Raw genomic sequence first — 22,138 nt, 5'->3', positions numbered from 1 at the left:
AGTCCTCATGTGCGTTTCTATGAATACTATAAATCAAAACTTATTCTTCTTTTGCTTTGTTATTCAATGCCTCATAGAGTACTGCTAAATTCCGCTCCAGCTTACTCAGCACCATTTTACCGGTAATCTCTGGCACCAAACCTGCTCTAACCGCAAAATCGACCTCTCTTGAGAAACCGTACATTTGGGTATCGAGCACTTCCTCATAGAGAGGGCAGTAGCGTGTTGCCAGATTTTCCATCTGCACTTCAATAAGTTGCTGAATTTTATCGGCATCTTCTTGTAGAAGATTGATCGCTTTAAGATTAAACTGTTCCTGTAATTCCGACGAAGTCATGCCTCTTCCCCCCCATGTCCAAAAGTTAAGCTGCTTTTACTATTTTACTTAATATTAGTCGAAATCGGATATCAATACAACAATTCTGTTTATACTAACCATTTATTTGAAAGAAGCAGCTATGTTGTTTATAAGGGATGGCATTAATTCCTCATCTATTTCTAGAAAAAACGCCCCACCGTAAATCGGTAGGACGTCTTTACATACAACTATTACTCAGCTACAACTGTAAAGTTCAAACCGTGTTTAGCAAAAACTTCACTCATTGCCTTCTTAGCTTCTTCTGCATCTGTTCCGTGAACATGAAGCTCGTAGCTTTGGCTTGATACCAAAGTCGTGAACAAACCAAGGATACTCTTAACATCAATGTACTTGTTGTCCGCTTGAAGAACGATTGAAGAGTTGAACTGACCTGCCGTTTGAGCAATATCAACGATTGCCGCATTGTTACTGGACATAGAAATCCCTCCGCAACTTGATTATGAAACATAAGTCATTTGTAATCATTTCTTATGATACCTTGAATCCGCTTACTTGTGCAAGGTGTTTTCTTACTTTTACAGCTTATTTCAAGTTTTCAGGATTCAGACCTTCCAGTTCTGGTAACACGAAGATTCCATCCTTACGGATTAATACATCGTCAAAATAAATCTCCCCGCCGCCATAGTCTGGACGTTGGATTAATACAAGATCCCAGTGAATAGAGGACCGGTTTCCGTTATCTGTAACATCATATGCTTGTCCTGGTGTAAAGTGCAGGCTGCCTGCAATTTTCTCATCGAACAGAATGTCATTCATTGGGTGCAAAATGTAAGGGTTAAAGCCTATGGCAAATTCTCCAATGTGACGTGCGCCGTCATCTGAATTCAGGATTTCATTCAAGCGAGCGGAGTCATTGCTTGTTGCTTCAACAATTTTACCGTTCTCGAATTTGAATTTGATATTTTCAAAAGTCACTCCGTTATAAACGGATGGTGCATTATAGCTGATCGTTCCATTTACAGAATCACGAACAGGAGCGCTGTAAACCTCGCCATCCGGAATATTCTTTTGTCCAGAGCATTTCTCTGCACCGATTCCTTTGATGGAGAACTTAAGATCTGTTCCAGGACCTGAAATATGTACCTTATCTGTTCTGCGCATGAGATCAGCCAATGCATCCTGAGCCTTGTCCATTTTGGCGTAATCCAAATTACACACTTCGAAATAAAAGTCCTCAAATGCTTCTGTACTAATATTTGCAAGCTGAGCCATACTCGCATTGGGATAACGTAATACTACCCACTTCGTATGCTTCACGCGTTGTTCACTATGCACTGGATGGGAATACAAAGAATTATACAATTTCATATTTTCTTCTGGAACATCGGACAGGTCATTTACATTCTCACCTGCACGGATGCCGATATAGCAATCCATTTGCTTCATCCGGTTCAAGTCAATTTCAGCCCATGTCTGAAGACTCTCACGTGTTGCATATTTAAGCATGCTGCGTAGGACTGTACGATCTGTCAACTGAACAAAAGCATGACCGCCAGCTTTACCGATTTCCTCAACAACAGCTTTGATTAAATCTCTTTCATTGCCAATCATTTCTACAAGCACGTTCTCGCCTGGCTGAACATCTACGGAATAACCTACAAGATTTGCCGCCAGCTTTTGAATTCTGGGATCTTTCATTGTGTACTCTTCCTTCCTCTGTCTGAAAAATAAGCATGCTTTTCTATTGTAGCACGCCCTTTATGGAGCGCAAGACCTGCATAACCATGTAAAGATTAACGGTAGCCTGTGAAATCCACCTTAGATACATAAGTTTCATTTTCAAATTTATTCATCATTTCACCGGAATAGCTTACTTTTCGATTCAAGGTAAGCCTTCTGGGAAGATTATGCTTCTTATCAACCGTTAGGTGGTAGACCGTTTCTACATTAGCCTGTTTCAGCTTTTGCTGTAGCTCATTATTTTTCTTCTGCCACAGCTTCTCCAAAGCTTTCGTCACTGCCTGATCAGCCTCTGCGTTGTTCTCAGCGGATTCGGGGACTTTAGGACGAAGGTTCTGCATCTCTCTCTCCAATTCAGCTGACAGCTGCTTTCTAGCCTCTGAAGGCGTCAATTCGATTCGCAGCACACTTGTCCCTCTGCCTGCTCCAGCCTCTTCGGTTACACTCGTCTCCATGGACTCAAGCTCCTCGAGTTGCTTTAGCGGATTTAGCGCAGGTAATGGATTTCCCTCCTCCGAGGAATTTTCAGTAGTCTGAAGTTCCCATCTGCCCTCTTTTTTCTCTAACTGACTGTAATAAGGTTTCAGAGCATATGCGCTACTCTTTAAGTCTTTAACGCCATCAGCTGCTGTTTTTTTGGTCATGGATTTATCTGGAAGAAGCGTGTACAGCTTGACCTTTTTATGATCCTCCACTGTGCCTCCGTAGAACAATAAGGATTCAGGGACCGTTGTTCCCCCTTGTTTCAGCACATTTGCCCCTTCAAAAACAACCTCATCACTTCCAGCCATCCCTGCCAACGCCAAACTTAAATCTTCCTTCGCAGGTTTGTCTCTTATGACGCTACATCCGCTACATAACAGGCAATACAGTGTCAGAACTAGAGGGACTCCTCCCTTAAGTAATAATAGCTTTCTCACGGACCTCAGGCCTTTCTCGGAGTATTTTGCTTAAGTACAACCCACGTATAGGGTTCTCCCTTCCTGCAAGCCTTATACCGCAATTAGAGCCAGAATAACTGTGCATATAAAAAAAGAACCCATGAGGCTTACCTCACGGATTCTTAATATTGCTATCATTTTCTTTCGTATCAAAAACAACTTGGTTCCGGCCGTTATTCTTAGCTTTATACAGCGCCATATCCGCTCGATAAAATAATGACTCAACACTTACTCGATCGTCCATCCAGCTCCATTCCGCTATTCCGCAGGATACCGTTACACTAGGTTCAGTTTCTTCCATAACGCGTTTGCGTATACGCTCAGCTACATAACCCGCCTGCTGCATTCCCATTAACGGTAAATAAACGGAGAGCTCCTCCCCACCCCACCTCGCAGCAATGTCGCCTTGACGGATGGAAGATTTCACAATTTCACTAACCTCTTTTAGAATCTTATCGCCTTTTTGATGACCATAGGTATCATTCACGATTTTGAACTGATCAATATCCACAACAATTAAACAACCGCAGAAGTCCGTAGACTGTCTTTCTTTTATCTCTTCGTCCAAATAATGACGAGCATAGAGACCTGTTAGGCTATCTCTATTCGCAAGACGTCTGACTTCAGCATGTAGCCTGGCGTTACCTACTGCTAGACCAATATGTCCCGCCATCGCCTGCAATAGCCTGTAGTTGTCATAGGAAAAATAATGAGAATCTCGATGTGCCAGCATAATCGCACCTCGCACTTCTCCACCTACACTAAGAGGTGTGGCAATCAACGACTGCGAACCGGTAGCATTCATTAGTCGGGAAGTTGTCTTAGGATTATCTATGTAGTCAGACATGATCAGTGACTCACCTGTGGAATACACCTTTCCACCTAAACCTGCCCCTACTTCTAATACTTCATTCTGCAATGACGGATGGTTGCAGGCAATAACTTCTAGGCCACCCTTTTCCTCATTCATATGTAAGATACAGCAGTAATCTGCACCAAACATTTCAAGTAACTCTTCAAACGCAAATTGAAATATATCGCCTAAACGCAAGCTTTGATTCAAACGCTGGGTAAGCTCATTACTCATGCGAAGCTCACGGATTAGCTGATTGGAGCGCTCATAAAGCTTGGCGTTCTCAAAAGCAGTCCCTGCCGTATCGGCTACCATTGTGAGAAACCGTAAATCAACGTCAGGGAAGATTGGATTATCCATCACCATATGGAATACCCCATAAACCCCCTGCTTACCACCTAACGGAAGCCCTATTTCTACATTTCGGTGATTTTCATCACTAGTGTGCAGCGCAACACGTCCATCCTTGAACGCCCTGGCACAGACATCATCACTGGACATGTGGAAAGGTAACGGTTTGACCTGCGGATTAGTGCTGCGATGATCTTGTGACATATACAGGTCGAGTCTGGCTCCAGGATACATCGCAGAGATGCTATCAATGACTTCCGAAAGTACAGCATCTACATCAATATTGTCATGCATCCGCTGAACAATCTGAAATAACAATGAACGACGATTGCTTTCACGTTCTGCATGAATATGGGTACTTGCAAGATCAGCTACAAATATATGTTCAAACTTATGATAAAAACAGGTGCGGTAATGCAGCGACATAGCTTCTGCAGTATCTCGTCCACCCATTTCATATTGTTGCGTAGGCATAGAACAGCCCAAAAATGCAAAAATTTTATTGTCGACGCGAGTGAATAGCGGTATGGTAAAAAAACTCAGATCCTTACCTTCTACGGTTAACGGAACGGCAGAGATTGTTTCTGAAATCAAGCTAGAAGCCGCCGCCTGTTCCCACTTCTGCCTCCATAGTTCTTGTTGATCCAAACTATTGTTTATATATTTACCTTCAAAATTCAGCACACACCATTCCCATGATCTAGAGAATGGAAGGACATTGAGCCCACCAAACCATTCATTGAAACTGTCTGCAATCAAATTTGCTAGATAAGGGAAGTCATGCGTTACTATTTCCGTTTCCCTAAGCCAGGCGGTGGGATCTTCGGAATCTCTACTAGCGTGTAAGTTGTCCTGTAACAGCATACGGCTGTCTTTATGGACGTATGCTTTCTGCTCTGACATAACGAAGATCCCCTTTGCATCTTGATTAAGAAAACTATCTTCCCTAGTAACAACTAATTAACTATATTTTACTCCCTTTCTTTGTGCATTGCATTATATTTTCATCATTTCCGGGACTTTTTTTTAGGACCAAAGAACTATCGACAAAGATTGACAAAAACTCTTTTAATAAGCGCTTGACTTTATATACTGTATTCATATAATATTTATTGTTGAACAAGACTGTAACAAGTCTTACTTGGGCGTAACGTTGTGTCACCCTCACGCATTTCGTTACTGCCAGGGCAGCGGCTGAACTTCCCTGGCAGTGTGGAAGCCATTAATGCTAATCACGGATACGAAATGCGGCGCAAATAGGCCCTACCCTGAAATTTCAATTATAAAGGAGTCTACTATAACATGGCACGTTACACCGGACCTAAATTCAAACTCAGCCGCCGTCTGGGCATTTCCCTTAGCGGTACAGGAAAAGACTTGAAACGCCCTTTTCCACCAGGACAACACGGAGCTAACCAACGCAGAAAAGTAAGTAACTACGGAATGCAGCTTTTGGAAAAACAAAAACTGCGTCACATGTATGGTTTGGGAGAGAAACAATTCAAAACTCTCTTCACTAAAGCACAAAAGCTTCCAGGTCTTGCGGGCGAAAACTTCATGTTCTTGCTTGAAAGCCGCTTGGACAACCTAGTTTACCGTCTTGGATTTGCTAACTCCCGTGCTGGTGCACGTCAGTTGGTATCCCACGGACACGTAACTGTTAACGGCAAAAAAGTCGACATCGCTTCTTACCGTGTAAGCTTGGGCGACGTTATCGGTCTTCGCGAAAGAAGCCAAAGCATGGCTTCCATCAAAGAAGCTCTTGCTAACCGTTCCCACCTTCCAGCTTACCTGGAATCTGCTGAAGGATCTTTCGAAGGTAAATACATTCGTTTGCCAGAACGTTCCGAGCTTTCCCAGGATATCGATGAGAAACAAATCGTCGAGTTCTACAACCGTTAATATCTCGCTTATAGCGAGTATGACCAAAGCCTCCGGATTTATCCGGAGGCTTTTTGTTATTCTAATAGGTAATGAACACTCCGACTGCATTCAAAATCGCCAATTTGTGCTATAATAATTCCGTTAAAAGGAGGAATTATCGTCGATGGTTCAAGAGAACAAGAAAAAAAACGTAAAGAAGCCTTCACCCCGCAGATCTGGGCTTAGCAGGTTCGGTTCTGTAGTTAAGTGGATGTTTATTCTTGGCATAATAGGCATTCTGTTCGTCGGTGGTGCAGCAGCAGGATATGTCACTTCCATGGTGAAAGATGAACCTGTTCGCTCTGAGGAAATGATTCAACAGCAAGTCGGACAAAATGCGATCACCGGATTCGCATACTTCCGTGATGGCGCACCGATCGGCCAGCTTCGTACAGAAGAAGATCGAAGGCTCATTCAATACAATGACATCCCCCAGATTATTATTGATGCAGTTCTCGCTATAGAGGACAATAATTTCAATGAGCATAATGGCGTGGATTTCAAAGGCACCTTACGTGCTGTCAAACAAAAGATATTAAATGAATCCGTTCAGACCGGAGGCAGTACACTTACTCAACAGCTCGCAAGACGTGTATTTCTCAATCTGGATCGAACAGAAGATCGTAAAGCAAAAGAAATTCTACTTTCACTTAGACTAGAGCGCTTCTTGACCAAGCAAGAGATTTTAACGGCTTATCTGAACAAGGTTCCGTTCGGTAATGGCTCGAATGGCTATAACGTATTTGGGATTAAAGCTGCATCCAAAGGTATATTCGGTCTGGATGATCTAGACAAGTTGAATATTGCCCAAGCGGCGTATTTGGCCGGTCTTCCACAGCTCCCCTCCGCTTATTCAGCATTCAATGGCGTTGGAGAATTCAACGCAAAGGCGTTCAATAGAGCTATGGATCGTCAACAGCTTGTACTTCGTCGTATGCTAGAGGAGAACAAGATCACTACCTCCCAATATGATGAAGCACTCAAGTTTGATATTAAAAGCTCTCTCGCTCCTCACACTAAGAAAGCCTATGCTACATATCCATACCTAATGATGGAGACGGAGCGTAAAGCATCTGAGATTCTTTTGTCACTAAATGAAAAGAATAACAGTACAGCTGATACCACTAGCTCTAGTGATAATGCCGTACTTCTTGAGGAAGCAAGACAACAGTTAATGACCGGCGGTTACCGAGTCTATACCACGATTGATAAGAAAGTATACAGTGCAATGCACAGTATTTCCGAAGATAGTAGTAATTTCACCAAGGACAGCAAAACAAAAGGTGTTGAACAGACGGCTGGCATTTTGATCAACAACAAGACCGGAGCCATTCTCGGTATGATTGAGGGCCGCGATTTTAATATCGAGCAAATGAACTACGCAACCCAAATGGTCCGGCAACCCGGCTCAACGATGAAGCCGATTTCAGCATACTTACCTGCCTTAGATGCAGGACTGATTCAACCTGCTGGAATCTTAGATGATGCTCCAATCATTTTGAAGGATGGCGGGAAAGGCTTCCATATCCCTAAAAATGCTAACAATCGCTATCAGGGTTTAGTTACGGCTCGCTATGCACTTAATAAATCCCTCAACATACCGGCGCTTAAACTATTTAACGAGAAGGTCGGAATAGAGGATGCTTGGGCCTTTACTAAAAAGCTAGGGATCACTACACTCACCGAAGATGATTACAGAGCGCAGACTGGGGTTATAGGCGGTCTTCGATACGGTACATCCGTTGAGGAATTAACCAATGCCTATTCCGCCATTGGCAATAAGGGAGCATTTAATGATGCTTATATGATTGAGAAGATTGTGGATTCGGAAGGCAAGATCGTTTATCAGCACAAGGTTAACCCTGAACAAGTATTCTCTGAGCAAACTGCTTATCTAATGACCGATATGCTGCGTACAGTAATCACAGAAGGTACTGCAAGCACAGTAAGAAGAGATTATAAACACTTTAAAGACGTTCCGATTGTAGGTAAGACTGGCTCCACTCAGAACTATGGAGATGTCTGGTTCATGGGCTACACCCCTGATGTCACACTTGGCATGTGGGTTGGTTATAAGGAACAAATTAATACCCTTACAGGAGATACACAAAAACGACAAGCACAGACCTTATGGGCTAAAGTCATGAATGCTGTTATTGATAAGCAGCCAGACTTGTTCGTTACAGACAAATTCACACAACCTGAAGGAATTACCAAAAAGACAGTTTCCGCGTACAGCGGTAAGCTGCCAACGGCTCTAACTGACAAATTCACAACAGATCTTTTCAATGCGAAATATGTACCTAAAGAGAGCGACGATGGGATTTCCAAAGCCAAGTATATTACTTACAATGGCGTCAACTATATCCCACTCGAAGGTACACCAGAGGATTTCCTGAAAGAAAAAATCGTCGTTAAACGTGAAAAGCCGATCCAGGAATTAGTTAAGGAACTCTTGGCAGCCTTCCCTAAGATGAAGGAGCATAAATCGCTGGAGTATTATATGCCAGCCGATGCTAAGACAGATTTCCCTACTGAAGTCGATCCACGCGTGGACGACGGTACTTCGCCTTCTGCTCCTGGAAATGTAAGTGTCTCATACAGCACTGGAAAAGCTGTGATCAGCTTCTCCCCAAGCGGCTCTCCAGATGTAGTAGGGTACCGCTTATACCGTTCTTTAAACGGCGGGTCTTTCCAGAAGCAAGCTGTAATTATGGCTGACGAGAGCAAGGTATTCTCACCAGGAACTCCTGCGAGTGCCAATGCAACATTCTATGTCAGTGCTGTTGATGTCGCAGGTAATGAGACAGCTTCTGGTAGCGTTGCTGGAGGCACTACACCAACTCCGGAAGCAACACCAACTCCAGATCAGCAACCGGAGACAACGCCTTCCACAGGCTCTGAGAGTACACCAGGAGAGGATATCGAGATTCCTGGAACCATTCTACCTACGCCTACTTCAACGCCATCTGGCGAAGGTAGCAGTAACGGAAACAGTAATAGTGGTACAGCCGGCAATACGACTGGAAACCATTAACCAGTAGTCCGAAGAATAACTTCACACAGCAAAACACCGTTCCCTTGAATTCATTAGGGAACGGTGTTTTTTTATGATCCATTCTAATCTTAATCTTCTATCGTTGATAAATCGCCAGTTGGGAGATGAAGCTCCCAAGCCTTTAATACACGCCGCATGATTTTACCTGATCGTGTCTTAGGAAGTTTATCCTTAAATTCGATCTCTCTCGGCGCAGCATGCGCAGACAGTCCGGCTTTAACAAATGCCGCGATCTCCTCTTTGAGAGCAGCTGTAGGAGTATAGCCTTCTCTCAGCGAAATGAAAGCCTTGATAATTTCCCCACGCACCAGGTCTGGTTTACCAATTACACCCGCTTCTGCCACAGCAGGATGCTCTACTAATTTACTCTCCACTTCAAAAGGTCCTATACGCTCACCAGAAGAGTTGATAACGTCGTCAATCCGTCCTTGAAACCAGAAATATCCATCATCATCCATATAAGCAGAATCACCAGAAATATACCAACCAGGAATGCGGAAATACTCCTCATACTTCGCCTTATTGTTCCAGATCGAATTCATCATGGATGGCCAAGGCGTCCGTATTGCAAGATTCCCCATTGAGAATGGTGGGAGAACATTGCCTCGATCATCTAAAATCGCAGCTTCAATGCCTGGCAACGGACGGCCCATAGAACCTGGTTTGATATCCATTCCAGGATAATTACAGATCAGTTGCGCTCCCGTCTCTGTCATCCACCAAGTATCATGAATGCGCTGGTTGTAGAACTTATCTCCCCATCGCACGACTTCAGGATTTAACGGTTCTCCAACAGACAGGACATGGCGCAGGCTGCTCAAATCAATTCCCTGAATTGAACTCTCTCCTGCCCCCATCAACATACGAAATGCTGTAGGTGCACTGTACCAAATACTAACCTTATTTCGTTCAATCGTCTTATACCAATCCTGAGGACTAAAGCGTCCCCCTCTCACGACATTCGTTACCCCATTTAACCAGGGAGAAAATATTCCGTAAGATGTTCCTGTCACCCAGCCTGGATCAGCTGTACACCAGTAAATATCATCTGGACGTAGATCCAGCACCACTCTACCTGTATAATAATGTTGAATCATTGCTCTTTGCACATGATAAACGCCTTTAGGTTTTCCTGTAGAACCAGATGTATAATGCATGATAAGGCCATCGTCCAGGTCAAGCCATTCCAATTCGAGCTCAGAAGACGCGTTATCCATCTCCTCAGTGAAACCTAAGTTACCTTGCTCGATATCAGTGGTACCGCCTACTAGAAAAATATGACGCAAATTCGGAAGCTCATCTCGCTTCACACGATGAAGTAGTTCAGGTGTAGTAACCAAAGCAACCGCACCACTATCCTCCAGCCGGTCCTTAACTGCCGTTTCCATAAAGGCTTCGAACAGAGGGCCCGCTATTGCCCCAATCTTCAGAATACCTAGTAAACTAAAATATAGTTCCGGTTGACGAGGCATAAAAATAAATACCCGATCTCCCTTCCCGATACCATATTTACGCAATACATTTCCGAACCGATTCGACCGTTCCTGCAGATCGGCAAATGTATAGGATTCATCCCGCACCGCATCACTGTAGAGCAGGGCCGTCGCCGCTCCCCGTCCTTCTTGAACGTGGCGATCCACTGCTTCATGTGCCATATTAACCTTTCCAGTGTCATACCATGAGAAGTTACGTTCAACATCCTCCCACTTAAAATTGGCTACTGCCTGGGTGTAATCAGACATATTGGAGCTCTGCACACGGCCAGGCAAAATTTCGCTATGGACTTGACCCATCACTCTTGCCTCCCTCACTCGTTTGATTTAAGCTTTAAGGGTAAGACTCTTCTCTTAGATAATGATGTCAATGCAATGAATGTGAATTTTTTATGTCTGAATTAGTATAACATAGCAAACGTTTACATTCCATATTTTATCATCCGAAAGGAGCACGGCTATGGAGCATCGTAAAATCCCTGTTTCCCATACGCTTTCATATAAAGGTAGAACAATAACAATAAGTGGCCCCCGATCTCCAGAGGACCTTAAAGTCCTCCACATGCATCATGATCTTGATGCCTTCCGCAAGCCGATTGAACAGCAAGAAGCTCTCATAGAGATTGCTAGCCTGCCAGAAGGACGTATAATTACAGCTGTAGAGGATGGCACTATAATAGGCTATGTAACCTTTCATTATCCGGATGAAATGGAGCTTTGGTCACAGGGTGGAATGATGGATCTAATTGAGCTTGGAGCTATTGAGGTGAGTAATGATTATAGGGGAGCCGGACTAGGCCGGCTGCTGATTTCCACTGCTTTTGAGCAAGAGCAATTGGAGAATTGTATCGTCTTTACAACAGAGTATTATTGGCACTGGGATCTAAAAGGAAGTGGGCTTGATGTGTGGGCTTATCGTCAAATGATGGAGCGGCTAATGAAAACCGTAAATATGGTTTGGTATGCTACGGATGATCCCGAAATCTGTTCACATCCAGCAAACTGCCTAATGGTTCGTATTGGACAAGAGGTACCTATGTCCTCACAGGAGACTTTCGACAGGGTACGCTTTAGACAGCGCTTCATGTACTAAACGAGTATTAAAGGTGCTGCAGCATATATTCTAATATAGAATGTGAGCGCCCTGAGGCTTCCACCGTGAACTCCTTAAAACTCACATTTGCTGACCCGTCAGACTTATCAGACATCGAACGAATAATAACAAAGGGAGTGGCGTTCATCACACACACTTGTGCAACCGCCGCCCCTTCCATCTCCACGCACGCTCCGTCCAATTCCTCTCTTAATTTAGCTACAATCTCCGCATTAGAAATGAATTGATCACCTGAAAGTACTTTGCCGACCAAGTACTTTTGGCCTAACTCGTTACACGCCCTCTCAGCAAGGAGTACCAATGAAGGGTCTGCCTGAAAGACAGAATTATCCTGATAAGGTATTTCACCTTTTGAAAAGCCAAGTGCTGTAGCATCCATATCATGCTGAACACAAGTAGATGATATAACAATATCTCCAATATTCAATTCAGGGTGCACAGCCCCAGCAACCCCAGTAAACAACACACGAGACACACCAAAGGAATCAATTAGAATTTGTGTCGTAACTGCTGCATTTACTTTACCTACCCCAGATTTACAGAGCACTACAGACTTTCCTAATATATTTCCTATGTAATAATGAATTCCTGCCTTGACCTTCGTCTCCTTATTCTCCATCCTTTCTAGTAATAGCTTAATCTCTTCATCCATCGCACCAATTAATCCGATTATTTCAGGCAAAGATAACGCCTCCTCCGATGATTTACTCTGTAAAAAACATAAAAAGCTCCAAAAGGAGCTTTTTACGGAAATACTGTTTAGTTCTTAAATTACTTATTCAGATGATTAACAGACAAGCGGAGAATCGTTTCATGAGGCAAGATAACCCGCGGATTCTCAACCGTCTCTTTCTTCATGAGTTTCGTCAAAAGTCTCATTGCTACCGCACCTAGGTCATACATAGGCTGGGCTACAGTTGTCAACAATGGACGAACCATCGAAGCCATACGGATGTTATCCACACTAATAATGGAGAAGTCATCCGGTACCTTCAGGCCTTCATCCTGAATACTGTGAATTGCACCAATAGCCATCTCGTCGGTTGCGGCAAAAATAGCGGTTGGCTTCTTCTTGAGTCCAAGGAAATACTTCATGGCTTCGACACCAGATTCATAGCGGTAGTTACCGATACGTACCAAGTCTTCTTGATACTCGATTCCAGCCTGTTCAAGTGCCTTCTTATAACCATGGAAACGTGCATATCCATTCGCAGGATCCTGGAGTGTACCACTGATCATTGCGATTTCTCGGTGACCGTGACGAATCAAAGTATTCACTGCATCAAAAGCAGCGGTTTCATGATCGATGTCAACGGAAGGATAAGTTCCCTTCTCATCCCGTGTAGCACATAGGACAATCGGAACTGCAGAAGTCTGGAAAGCTTGAATATGTTCTTCGGTTACCGTACCACCCATGAAGAGCAGACCATCGACCTGTTTCTCCAAAAGGGTATTGATGACACGGATTTCCTTTTCTTTACGCTTATCCGCGTTACACAATATGATATTGTAATGATACATGTTCGCGATATCTTCAATCCCGCGTGCAATTTCTGCAAAAATCGAGTTTGAAATATCAGGGATGACAACCCCAACGGTTGTCGTTTTCTTACTGGCAAGTCCTCTCGCCACGGCATTGGGACGATATCCCAAACGCTCAATCGCTTCAAAAACTTTCTTCCGGGTCTGCGGTTTCACGTTAGGGTTATTGTTCACAACCCGTGATACCGTAGCCATAGATACGCCTGCTTCTCGAGCTACATCGTAAATGGTTACCGTCAAATTACTCTCTCCATTGCGATAAATTTTATCGTTCGACTAATTAAAAATATGATACGACACTTTGTACAATTGTGCAATGATAACGCTTCATTTTCCTTTCAAAATTTCTTTCAAGGCTGAAGACGTAACCCCTAATTACAATTTTTGACTAGTGTAGGTTTCCCTATTCACGAGCACAATAATGTAACTTCTATCTATCGTAACAAAAAGTGAGTGAAAAATCCAACATTCCGTGAAAGTTTTTCATTATTTTCACAGAATGTTTTAATAATTTGCGTTTTTAGTCGTTTGGAACGTTAATTGAGACAGTCTTCGACTAGTTTCTTCCATCCAATTCTGGTCTTTAAGCCCCTCAGCTAGTCGGTATAGATCAAGTAACATATCCACTCTAGCCTGAATTGTCTCTCGGATAGCCAACTCTAATTCTTGAAATCCTCCGACAACAACCTCTGTCAAAGCTTCTTTTAGGACACTAGCTAATTCATTTCTTTGAGTAAACGAAAAATCTTGTCTTGGCACATCCGCGTTCAATTCTTTCACTAGCTTTCCTAGATCTGCTTTAATAAACGACAAGGGCTCATAACTAGTACATTTCGGACAAGTATAGACAGGGACATGTGTAATCTTCACCCTCGTATTAAAAATCAATGAATGCATATGTAAGTTCATGAGGCCACCGCAGCTGCACAACTTCTCCATTAAGTTATCTGTATACATCTTCTACACCTCTTGCAAGAAATGAATTAAGTACAAAGTATGACTTTTCAATTTCTATATTCGACCTCCCTCGATTAAAACCCTCCTTAATTGCATATAATGATTAAATTGGCAATTCGTCTATAATTTACAACCCTTCAGATGACTTCGTATTTTAAATTTGATAGAATATGAAGGATCATGTGATACGAAAGGAGCTTAACAAAATGAGACTAGCTGGAAAAAAGGTCATAGCACTCGTAGACGATGAATTTGAAGATTTGGAGCTCTGGTATCCCGTGTACCGAGTAAGAGAAGAAGGCGCTGAGGTTCACTTGGCAGGTTTGGAAAAAGATAAAACATACATCGGCAAATATGGTGTGCCTGCAAAAGCGGAGTACTCCTGGGACGATCTTAATGCCGCAGATTATGACGGGATTTTAGTTCCTGGCGGCTGGGCCCCTGATAAAATCCGTAGATACAGTGCCGTACTAAAGCTAGTGCAGGATTTCAATGCAGCTAAGAAACCTATTGGGCAGATCTGCCACGCAGGCTGGGTATTAATTTCCGCTAAAATTCTGGAAGGTGTAACCGTCACCTCCACACCCGGCATCCGTGATGACATGGAGAATGCCGGAGCGATATGGAAAGATGAAGCTGTGGTTACGGATGGACATATTATTTCTGCTCGTCGCCCGCCAGATCTTCCGCCCTATGGCAAAGCTTTTTGTGATGCGTTAGCAGGGGAATAAACAGTAGAAATAAAGTTTAAAATCAAACAAGCCCTGTCTCTCAATATGAGGAACAGGGCTTTTGATTTGCTTCACTCGACTTTCGAGCTACTTGCTTAATTCGAATGGACGCTTTCTCCTTGATTTTGTTTGGATAAGAATTAAATTTGAAAGTCAAGGGTTGTGGTAGCTTTTCCTCCCCTATGTTAAAGAAAAAGGTTACTGTAGTTCCCCTACTATCTTCATTAAATTCTTTATATCGTGAGTAGCCATCTTTGACCCGTCCCAACCAATGCCCACTTCCAGTACTATCCACAAAATTATCGTCCAATGCAAAACCGCTATCAGCAAGCGCCTCCATATCATCTTTAGGAATAAAGTAATCCAATAACAGAATTCCCTGCTCTTCGTTCTCCATCCGCTTTGAAATCGTTAGATTGTTATCCGGTGCTTTTAGAATCTGCTGTGTTTCCGTGTTAATCACAAGCTCGGCCTTTGATTGATCTAGAGCAGAGATTCCTTCAACTTCTAGTTTGATTGGTTCAGCAAGTCTCATATTGTCATTGTGGAAGATATAAGTTTTCAAGCCCCCTACTACTGAAGAACCACCACTTACCCGCATTAACTCCTCTTGATGCTCCCCTTTCCCGATAACCAGCTTAGGTGAAAGCATATTAAAAATCCTCATTGTATTCTCTTTGTCAAAGGTTTCCCGCATGTAAATACCCGTAGGTCCAATATAGACATTATCCATTTTTATTTTCTGTCCACCAATAGACAGACTATCCTTCAGATCAACAACTTCTCCCTTAAAATAGTTGTTATCGTCTTCCAGCGGAATTTTAACACTTAGCTTTTTAATATCCATGCTCGACCTAGAAGGGTCCTTGGATTCTGGATATAGAGATAATGTAATATTCAACTCATCTGTCAGATCCTCTCGATATTTATCCCAGACGATTTGTTCTAACATGCGGGTCGTCCCAGGTGAACCTGCCTCTTGTGCATTAGAATTGCTAAACCCGCTATATCCGGTGAGGTCGTAATTATTCTTTTGATTTTTTTTCAATGACAGGCCTATCATTTGCAACTTCTGATCCGTATTGTTCTGGATGGTATAGAGCACAACAATGCCTCTTCGATCTGCCATAATTCCGTTAACTGTCCATTGTATCCCATCAATCTCTGGAGAAGAGACATTTACCTCCTTCAGCATACCTGCATCAAGTGCTGATTTAATCGTCAGATTATCAGCAATAATGGGTCTAAACACTTCAAGCTGACCCCAGCTTTTTGGTGGTAACTGCGCACGAACAGGATTGGCCATCTGATGTGCCCAAGGTACAATAATTAATAAAGCGATGGCTAGGACCGCCAACGCAACAACAGCGTATCTTTTTCTAAAAGAGAATCTTTTGTGGCTACCTTGCTGCATCCCCTTGCGAATCGCGGCATCCAGCTTAACATCCGGGATCTCCTCAGCCTCGACATCAATTCTCTGAAAATAATCGTTAAGCAGCTTTTCTTCAGACTCAGCCATAAAATAGATCCCCCTTCCGTTTCATTCTGTCACGCAGCTGTTTCAGACCTTTATTGAGCCATGTCTTCACGGTGCCCTCCGGTTTATCCAGTACCTCTGCAATTTCTGCAAGGGTCATATCCTTGTAATATTTGAGTACAAGCACCTGGTGATACTTCGGCTTTACCCCTTCCAACGCCTGTTCCATGTCTAATCTGCGGTCGCTTTTCATCTCCATGATCCCTACATCACTTCGAGCAGCTTCTGTGACAGCGTTCCTCTTTCTGCGCTTCAACTCATCGTTACAGCAATTGATCAGAATACGTGTTAGCCATGGAGCAAATCTCTCGGAGTCTTTTAAGCTTTTACGTTTAATCCATGCACGGCAGGTTGCCTCCTGTAGAACTTCCAACGAATCCGCTTCGTTTCGTAAATAGCTATAAGCAATGCTGTATAGCTTTCTTTTCTGTTCAGCTACCAGCTCATAAAATATGTCTTCATCCGTAGCGACTATTTCCATTTCGTCATTAATAATGTGTTCCATGCTTGTTTTGTCCTCCCCCCTTGCTTTCACGCATAAATCATTCCTGTGCAACTCGCTCTATGTATAGACTGCGCCGAAGCGCAAACGGTTTTGTTTTTTTATAAAATACAAAAGAAAAAGGCCCGGCAAGAATGCCGAACCTTGATGTGGACTTGATGATGTAGCGCTTGATAACTATGAAGAAGCTTTCTCCTTTGTTTCCACGCTCGTTCCAAGCGTAATACCGCTCTTCTGAGCATAAGCACTTAGGATTTCTTCCGTCTCCGAGCTTGTACGATGATGGAAGCAAGCTTTAGCAACCCTTGTAGCATCTATAGCCAGTGTATTTAGGGTACGGTGTTTAACCTTCAACAGTGCCTGCGGCGACATGCTAAGATCACTAATTCCAAGCTCCAGCCAAAGTGGCAAAGAACGCTCATCTGCTGCCATTTCACCACATACACTTATGTCTATTTTTGCATTACGGGCTGCTTCTACAGTCATACGGATCATTCGCAGAACCGCTGGATGATATGGATGATACATATGCGCAATTTGTTCATTCATACGATCTACGGCTAGTACATATTGCACCAAATCGTTCGTACCGATACTGAAAAAGTCAACTTCCTCAGCAAGTAAATCCGCAATCATAACCGCAGCTGGAACTTCAATCATAATACCGACTGGAATATTCCGATTAAACGGTATACCCCGTAGCTCCAGTTCAGCCTTCACTTCTTCCAATACTGCTTTTGCCGCCTGTACTTCTTCCACGGAAGATATCATAGGGAACATTAGCTTTACATTCCCGTATGCGCTCGCCCGCAAAATGGCGGTTAGCTGAGTTTTGAACATATCTTGTCGATTCAAGCTGATTCGAATGGCACGATAGCCAAGGAACGGATTCTGCTCTTCTGGCAGCTGGAAGTAATCCAGATGCTTGTCCCCGCCTATATCCAGCGAACGGATCACAACCATATTGCTGCCTACCTTCTCGACAACCTGTTTATACACTTCGAATTGTTCATCCTCCGTCGGAAAAGAACTGCGATCCATATAAAGAAACTCTGTACGGAATAGACCTACACCCTCGGCTCCATACTTAAGCGCTAAATTCAGTTCTTTGACGGAGCTGATATTACCGGCCAATCTCAGGTTAACGCCATCTTTAGTGACGGCATCGACTGTAGCAAGCAATTCCAGTTGTTCTTTCTTTTTATGCTGCTTATTCCGAAGAGAAACATATTCATTGATCGTTACCTCATCAGGATGAATTTGCACAGATCCCGTGTCTCCATCTATCACGAGCATGTCTCCGGTCTGAATAGGGTTAGACAAATTATTCTCCAAACCTGCCACGAGCGGAATGCCCAGTGCACGAGCCATAATGGAAGAATGTGAGGTTTTACCGCCCATCATAGTAACAATACCTAGAACATAAGTTGGGTTCAAGTGAGCTAACTGGGAAGGAGATAACTCCTTCGCAACGAGAATATACGGCTGTGTATCCGATGGCAGCGTGACCTCAGGAGCACCTAAAAGATGCTTTAACAGACGGTTACCGACATCCTTGATATCCACCGCCCGCTCCTTCATGTATTCATCATCCAGCAGATCAAACATCGCTACAAAATGATCAATCGCTTCCTTAACAGCCACTTCCGCCGCCTTATACTGGCGTTCAATAATCCCCCGGATTTCGCTCATAAACACCGGATCATCCAAAATCGCCAGATGAGCATCAAAAATGCTGGATTCCTCCGGACCGACTACTTCTCTGAATTCTTTTTTGATGAATTCAATCTCGTCCTTAGAGGTACGGATACCTTCGTATAAACGCTCAAACTCCTTAGCTAGATCCACTGGGTTCACTTGTGTGTCTGGTAAGCTCCACTCCCAGTTCGGTAAGACAAAGGCCTTCCCGATAGCTACACCTGCTGCTGCGCCTATGCCTTGTATCATCCTTCTATCCCTCCAACGTTACTTTCATGTAAGACTACGGACATTACTGAAGATTGCCCCTTTTTAACATTTTTAAATGGAGCATAGCTCCATGATTTTACTCGATCAGGATTCGTAATCACCATTGGTGTAGCGAGTGAAGCTGCATGCTCACGCAAATAAGCGAGGTCGAATTTAACAAGCAATTGACCTGGTTCCACGCTGTCGCCTTCTTTTACAACCGCCTCAAATGGCCCTTTAAGCTGCGAAGTGTCGATCCCTATATGCATAAGTACCTCCAGCCCTTCCGGCGTAGCAATACCAACGGCATGCATTGTAGGATAGACGTGCATAACCTTCCCGAATACAGGCGAAGTCAGCTCCCCTTTTTCCGGCAAAAATGCAACTCCATCACCCACCAGCTTCGCTGCAAAGATGTGATCCGGCACTTCCTCAATGGGCATCATTCTACCCTGCATCGGAGAACTGAACAATACCTGAGGCAAATCACGAAGCATTAGCTTATTAATCTCCTCGCGGATCAACTCTGAATACGTACCAAATACTACCTGGACATTCCCGCCACCGAGCTTGATAATCCCAGCGGAACCAAGACCTTTAAGCGCCCCTGTATCTATAAATCGATCATTATGGACGGTTAGCCTCAAACGAGTGATACAGGATTGTACTTGTACGATATTCTCCTTCCCACCAAGCGCCTCCAAGATCAGTGGTGCCTGATAAGGGATATTGCCTGCCCAATCACCGAGTTCCGAACCTTCTTCACGCCCTGGTGTTGGGATCTGAAAACGGCGAATCGCCCAGCGGAACAAATTATAATACACAATCCCATAACCAATACCGATCGGAATCAAAAGCCAAGCCCTCTGTGACAGATGCAAATTCAAAAAGAAGTCAATTGCTCCTGCCGAATAAGAGAACCCGTGATGAATTCCCAGCATATACGTCAGTACCATAGCAAGGCCAGACATTACAGTATGTATCGCGAATAAATACGGAGAAGCAAACAAAAACGCGAATTCAATCTGCTCCGAAACCCCGGTCAGAAAACAGACCAAAGCCGCTCGCATAAAAGTCTTTTTAATCTTAGGCTTCAAGTCCTCGCGCGCTTCCTGAATAATTGCAAAAGCAATGGCTGGCAGTGCGAACATCATAATCGGAAACAAACCCGCCATAAAAATGCCCGCCGTAGGATCGCCTGCAAAAAAACGTGGCAAATCCCCCTGAACGACAGTGCTACCATCAGGAGTTGTAAAGTTTCCAAACTGAAACCAAAACACATTGTTGAGAATATGGTGAAGACCGAAGGCTGTTAGTACTCTATATAGCACTCCATAAATAAAAACGCCAAAGCCGCCTGTCTGCAATATCCCTTGAAAAAGATCATCCAGTCCTCTTTGCAGCAGTGGAGAGATCCCTAACATCACCCATGCAAAGCCAGCCGAAAACAATCCCATGAACAGCAAAACAAAACGCGAACCTCCAAAAAACTGTATCGCCTCTGGAAGCTTGATATTTTTGAACCGGTTTTGAGCGATACCGGCAACTATACCCAGCAAAATTCCGATAAGTGTTGCAGGTTGTACAAGCCCGTCTCCCATATGGGTAACAATCCGGTCGTAAGTGAACATTCCAGCCAGTGCTGCAAGACCCGCCGTTCCAGCTTGATTGGATAATCCCCATGCTACACCCACAGCGAACAAATAAGGCATAAAATAAAAGATTCCCTGCCCAGCGTATGTAGCCACTTCGGATACCGAAGAAAGTCCCCATGCAGACCAAGGTAAGCTGCCCAAACTAAGCAAAATGGCTGCCGCCGGCAGTACCATGGTAGGAAGCATTATGGCTCTGCCCAATTGCTGCAATGATCCGAGCCAATTCAAGGCTACCCTCTCCTTTCTTTCTATATTGAATGGTAAGCGCTGCGGGGGTTTTTGTCAAAATAAACTGAAGGAAATATTCCGATGCAATATGCTGTTTTCGCTAACCTATATACGTATCAAGATACGTATCAAGATTTCACTCGGATGACCTGAAGAATTTAGTATATGATATAGACCTTTCATTTTTCAAAATGCTCTTAGGAGACTCTTTGGAGACTCTTTGGTGACTTTTATAACTTCGGATTAAAGACCCCTAGGAGGTTCTCGTATTCTAATGTATTATGTGCAACAGAATAAGCTTAATTTTGATGAAAAATGGTTTTGATTGCACTTTGTACAATAGAAATTCCTTAAATCACTTTATTAAGGATCTATTGCTCTTTTTGATTGCACAAAGTGCAATGAAGGTAATTTTTTTAAACTGAAACGAAGATTCTATTGTACAAAGTGCAATCTAACGCTAAATTCACTCACTCATCACCATTTTTGTTCAGGGTGCATTGGTCGCAACTCATAATGTCTAACCCCTCTTCTACCTACTACAGGCTTTATTAGTCCCTTCTCACTCAACGAGTGCAACAATCTTCGCGCCGTTCGAAAGTTAATGCTGAAATGCGTGGTCACATCCTTTGGACGGATCGCCCTGCCCAGTCGCCAAGCCAACCGCAGAACCTCCTTCTCCTCAGACAAAATATCCACGCCTGCAGATTTGCGCGCCAAATGAGGTGCCAGCACCAATTGCAAAAGCATCCGGCACACCTCGGGGCGGTGCTGAAGATCATCAACAGAAAAATGAATCATTTTCCACCCCATTCCGGTCAGAAAAGTGTCCCGATTAACTGCATAGTTAAATCTCTCGCGGTCCATGTCCTTCACATGGCTTTGAAACCCGTCGCACTCAATCCCGAGACTGCCGCCGCTCTGCGGAAGAAAAGCGAAGTCCAGAAACTGAGATTTACGGTTCCAGTCGTACACTTCGTATTCTGGATGCAAATCATCAAGGCTCTCAAACAATGGCCACCATACATTCTGCAAGAACAGCTTCTCCGCATAATTATGCCCTCTAACCAGCCTCCCCCTTCTTTCTCCTAATCTTTCAGTCAAGTGCTTGTTAATGAACATACCATGTGCTTCTTCAAATTCCATTATGGTATCCTCCCCTATAAAAATAAAAGAACGCCCTTCACCGCAAATCATGCGGATAAAGGACGTTCTTCGTCTAACTTCAGTATAACAAGCTCAGTTAG

At 43.6% G+C, this 22,138-nt stretch carries 18 protein-coding genes; 4 read left to right on the top strand and 14 right to left on the bottom strand.

Annotated elements, in window-relative coordinates:
• Positions 1 to 40: 40 nt before the first annotated feature.
• The 5 genes from MHI27_RS12315 to MHI27_RS12295 all read right to left on the bottom strand — a co-directional run bounded on the left by MHI27_RS12315 (position 41) and on the right by MHI27_RS12295 (position 5,107).
• Positions 41 to 337 carry a YlaN family protein gene (locus MHI27_RS12315; RefSeq protein ID WP_042126833.1) on the bottom strand — a complete coding sequence of 99 codons (297 nt, stop codon included), beginning with the start codon at positions 335 to 337 and terminating at the stop codon, positions 41 to 43.
• A 212-nt stretch (positions 338 to 549) separates the two neighbouring features.
• Positions 550 to 795, bottom strand: coding sequence for an HPr family phosphocarrier protein (locus MHI27_RS12310; RefSeq protein ID WP_042126831.1), 246 nt, complete (start codon positions 793 to 795; stop codon positions 550 to 552).
• Positions 796 to 901: 106 nt separating this feature from the next.
• Positions 902 to 2,017, bottom strand: a complete 1,116-nt coding sequence (locus MHI27_RS12305) for an aminopeptidase (RefSeq protein WP_076282932.1) — start codon at positions 2,015 to 2,017, stop codon at positions 902 to 904.
• A gap of 95 nt (positions 2,018 to 2,112) precedes the next feature.
• A complete protein-coding gene (locus tag MHI27_RS12300) occupies positions 2,113 to 2,865 on the bottom strand; it encodes a hypothetical protein (protein ID WP_405176388.1) in 753 nt (250 codons plus the stop codon).
• Positions 2,866 to 3,112: 247 nt separating this feature from the next.
• Positions 3,113 to 5,107: a diguanylate cyclase gene (locus MHI27_RS12295; RefSeq protein WP_405176387.1), complete on the bottom strand. Its 1,995-nt coding sequence runs from the start codon at positions 5,105 to 5,107 to the stop codon at positions 3,113 to 3,115.
• Between the two features lie 399 nt (positions 5,108 to 5,506).
• Here MHI27_RS12295 and rpsD point away from each other — a divergent pair, with 399 nt between their 5' ends.
• Positions 5,507 to 6,106: a 30S ribosomal protein S4 gene (gene rpsD / locus MHI27_RS12290; protein WP_042187338.1), complete on the top strand. Its 600-nt coding sequence runs from the start codon at positions 5,507 to 5,509 to the stop codon at positions 6,104 to 6,106.
• Between the two features lie 145 nt (positions 6,107 to 6,251).
• On the top strand, positions 6,252 to 9,164 hold the full coding sequence (locus tag MHI27_RS12285) for a transglycosylase domain-containing protein (RefSeq protein ID WP_405176386.1): 2,913 nt from the start codon (positions 6,252 to 6,254) through the stop codon (positions 9,162 to 9,164).
• Positions 9,165 to 9,253: 89 nt separating this feature from the next.
• Here MHI27_RS12285 and acsA read toward each other — a convergent pair whose 3' ends face one another.
• Positions 9,254 to 10,978 carry an acetate--CoA ligase gene (gene acsA / locus MHI27_RS12280; RefSeq protein WP_076282936.1) on the bottom strand — a complete coding sequence of 575 codons (1,725 nt, stop codon included), beginning with the start codon at positions 10,976 to 10,978 and terminating at the stop codon, positions 9,254 to 9,256.
• 160 nt (positions 10,979 to 11,138) lie between these two features.
• Here acsA and MHI27_RS12275 point away from each other — a divergent pair, with 160 nt between their 5' ends.
• Positions 11,139 to 11,771 carry a GNAT family N-acetyltransferase gene (locus tag MHI27_RS12275; RefSeq protein ID WP_076299464.1) on the top strand — a complete coding sequence of 211 codons (633 nt, stop codon included), beginning with the start codon at positions 11,139 to 11,141 and terminating at the stop codon, positions 11,769 to 11,771.
• A gap of 7 nt (positions 11,772 to 11,778) precedes the next feature.
• Here MHI27_RS12275 and MHI27_RS12270 read toward each other — a convergent pair whose 3' ends face one another.
• From MHI27_RS12270 to MHI27_RS12260, 3 genes are all read right to left on the bottom strand, one after another.
• Positions 11,779 to 12,474 (bottom strand): 5'-methylthioadenosine/adenosylhomocysteine nucleosidase, encoded by a 696-nt coding sequence (locus MHI27_RS12270; RefSeq protein ID WP_076299465.1) that lies wholly within the window; start codon positions 12,472 to 12,474, stop codon positions 11,779 to 11,781.
• Between the two features lie 89 nt (positions 12,475 to 12,563).
• Positions 12,564 to 13,574 carry a catabolite control protein A gene (gene ccpA / locus MHI27_RS12265; protein WP_042187330.1) on the bottom strand — a complete coding sequence of 337 codons (1,011 nt, stop codon included), beginning with the start codon at positions 13,572 to 13,574 and terminating at the stop codon, positions 12,564 to 12,566.
• A gap of 264 nt (positions 13,575 to 13,838) precedes the next feature.
• Complete coding sequence (locus tag MHI27_RS12260) at positions 13,839 to 14,291, bottom strand: hypothetical protein (protein WP_042187328.1); 453 nt, start codon at positions 14,289 to 14,291, stop codon at positions 13,839 to 13,841.
• 206 nt (positions 14,292 to 14,497) lie between these two features.
• Between MHI27_RS12260 and MHI27_RS12255 the strand changes: the two genes are divergently transcribed.
• Positions 14,498 to 15,022, top strand: a complete 525-nt coding sequence (locus MHI27_RS12255; RefSeq protein ID WP_042126813.1) for a type 1 glutamine amidotransferase domain-containing protein — start codon at positions 14,498 to 14,500, stop codon at positions 15,020 to 15,022.
• 40 nt (positions 15,023 to 15,062) lie between these two features.
• On the opposite strand, the gene MHI27_RS12250 is transcribed toward MHI27_RS12255, so the two are convergent.
• The 5 genes from MHI27_RS12250 to MHI27_RS12230 form a co-directional block, all read right to left on the bottom strand.
• The gene (locus MHI27_RS12250) at positions 15,063 to 16,541 is read right to left on the bottom strand and encodes a hypothetical protein (RefSeq protein ID WP_405176385.1); all 1,479 of its coding nucleotides are present in this window, start codon (positions 16,539 to 16,541) and stop codon (positions 15,063 to 15,065) included.
• Complete coding sequence (locus MHI27_RS12245) at positions 16,534 to 17,064, bottom strand: sigma-70 family RNA polymerase sigma factor (protein WP_405176384.1); 531 nt, start codon at positions 17,062 to 17,064, stop codon at positions 16,534 to 16,536. Before MHI27_RS12245 ends, MHI27_RS12250 begins: the two co-directional genes overlap by 8 nt.
• Positions 17,065 to 17,238: 174 nt before the next feature.
• Positions 17,239 to 19,008, bottom strand: coding sequence for a phosphoenolpyruvate--protein phosphotransferase (gene ptsP, locus MHI27_RS12240; protein WP_042187321.1), 1,770 nt, complete (start codon positions 19,006 to 19,008; stop codon positions 17,239 to 17,241).
• Positions 19,005 to 20,891, bottom strand: coding sequence for a glucose PTS transporter subunit IIA (locus tag MHI27_RS12235; protein ID WP_076282943.1), 1,887 nt, complete (start codon positions 20,889 to 20,891; stop codon positions 19,005 to 19,007). The genes ptsP and MHI27_RS12235 overlap by 4 nt, the downstream gene beginning before the upstream one ends.
• Positions 20,892 to 21,368: 477 nt before the next feature.
• Entirely contained in the window at positions 21,369 to 22,037 is a 669-nt protein-coding gene (locus MHI27_RS12230) for a hypothetical protein (protein ID WP_076299468.1), read from the bottom strand.
• Positions 22,038 to 22,138: the final 101 nt, after the last annotated feature.

Origin of the sequence: Paenibacillus sp. FSL H8-0261, assembly GCF_045040645.1 — a bacterium.
Classification (GTDB): Bacteria; Bacillota; Bacilli; order Paenibacillales; family Paenibacillaceae; genus Paenibacillus_AQ.
The sequence above is the reverse complement of the archived record's forward strand: the minus strand, read 5'-3'. Positions and strand labels throughout refer to the sequence as shown.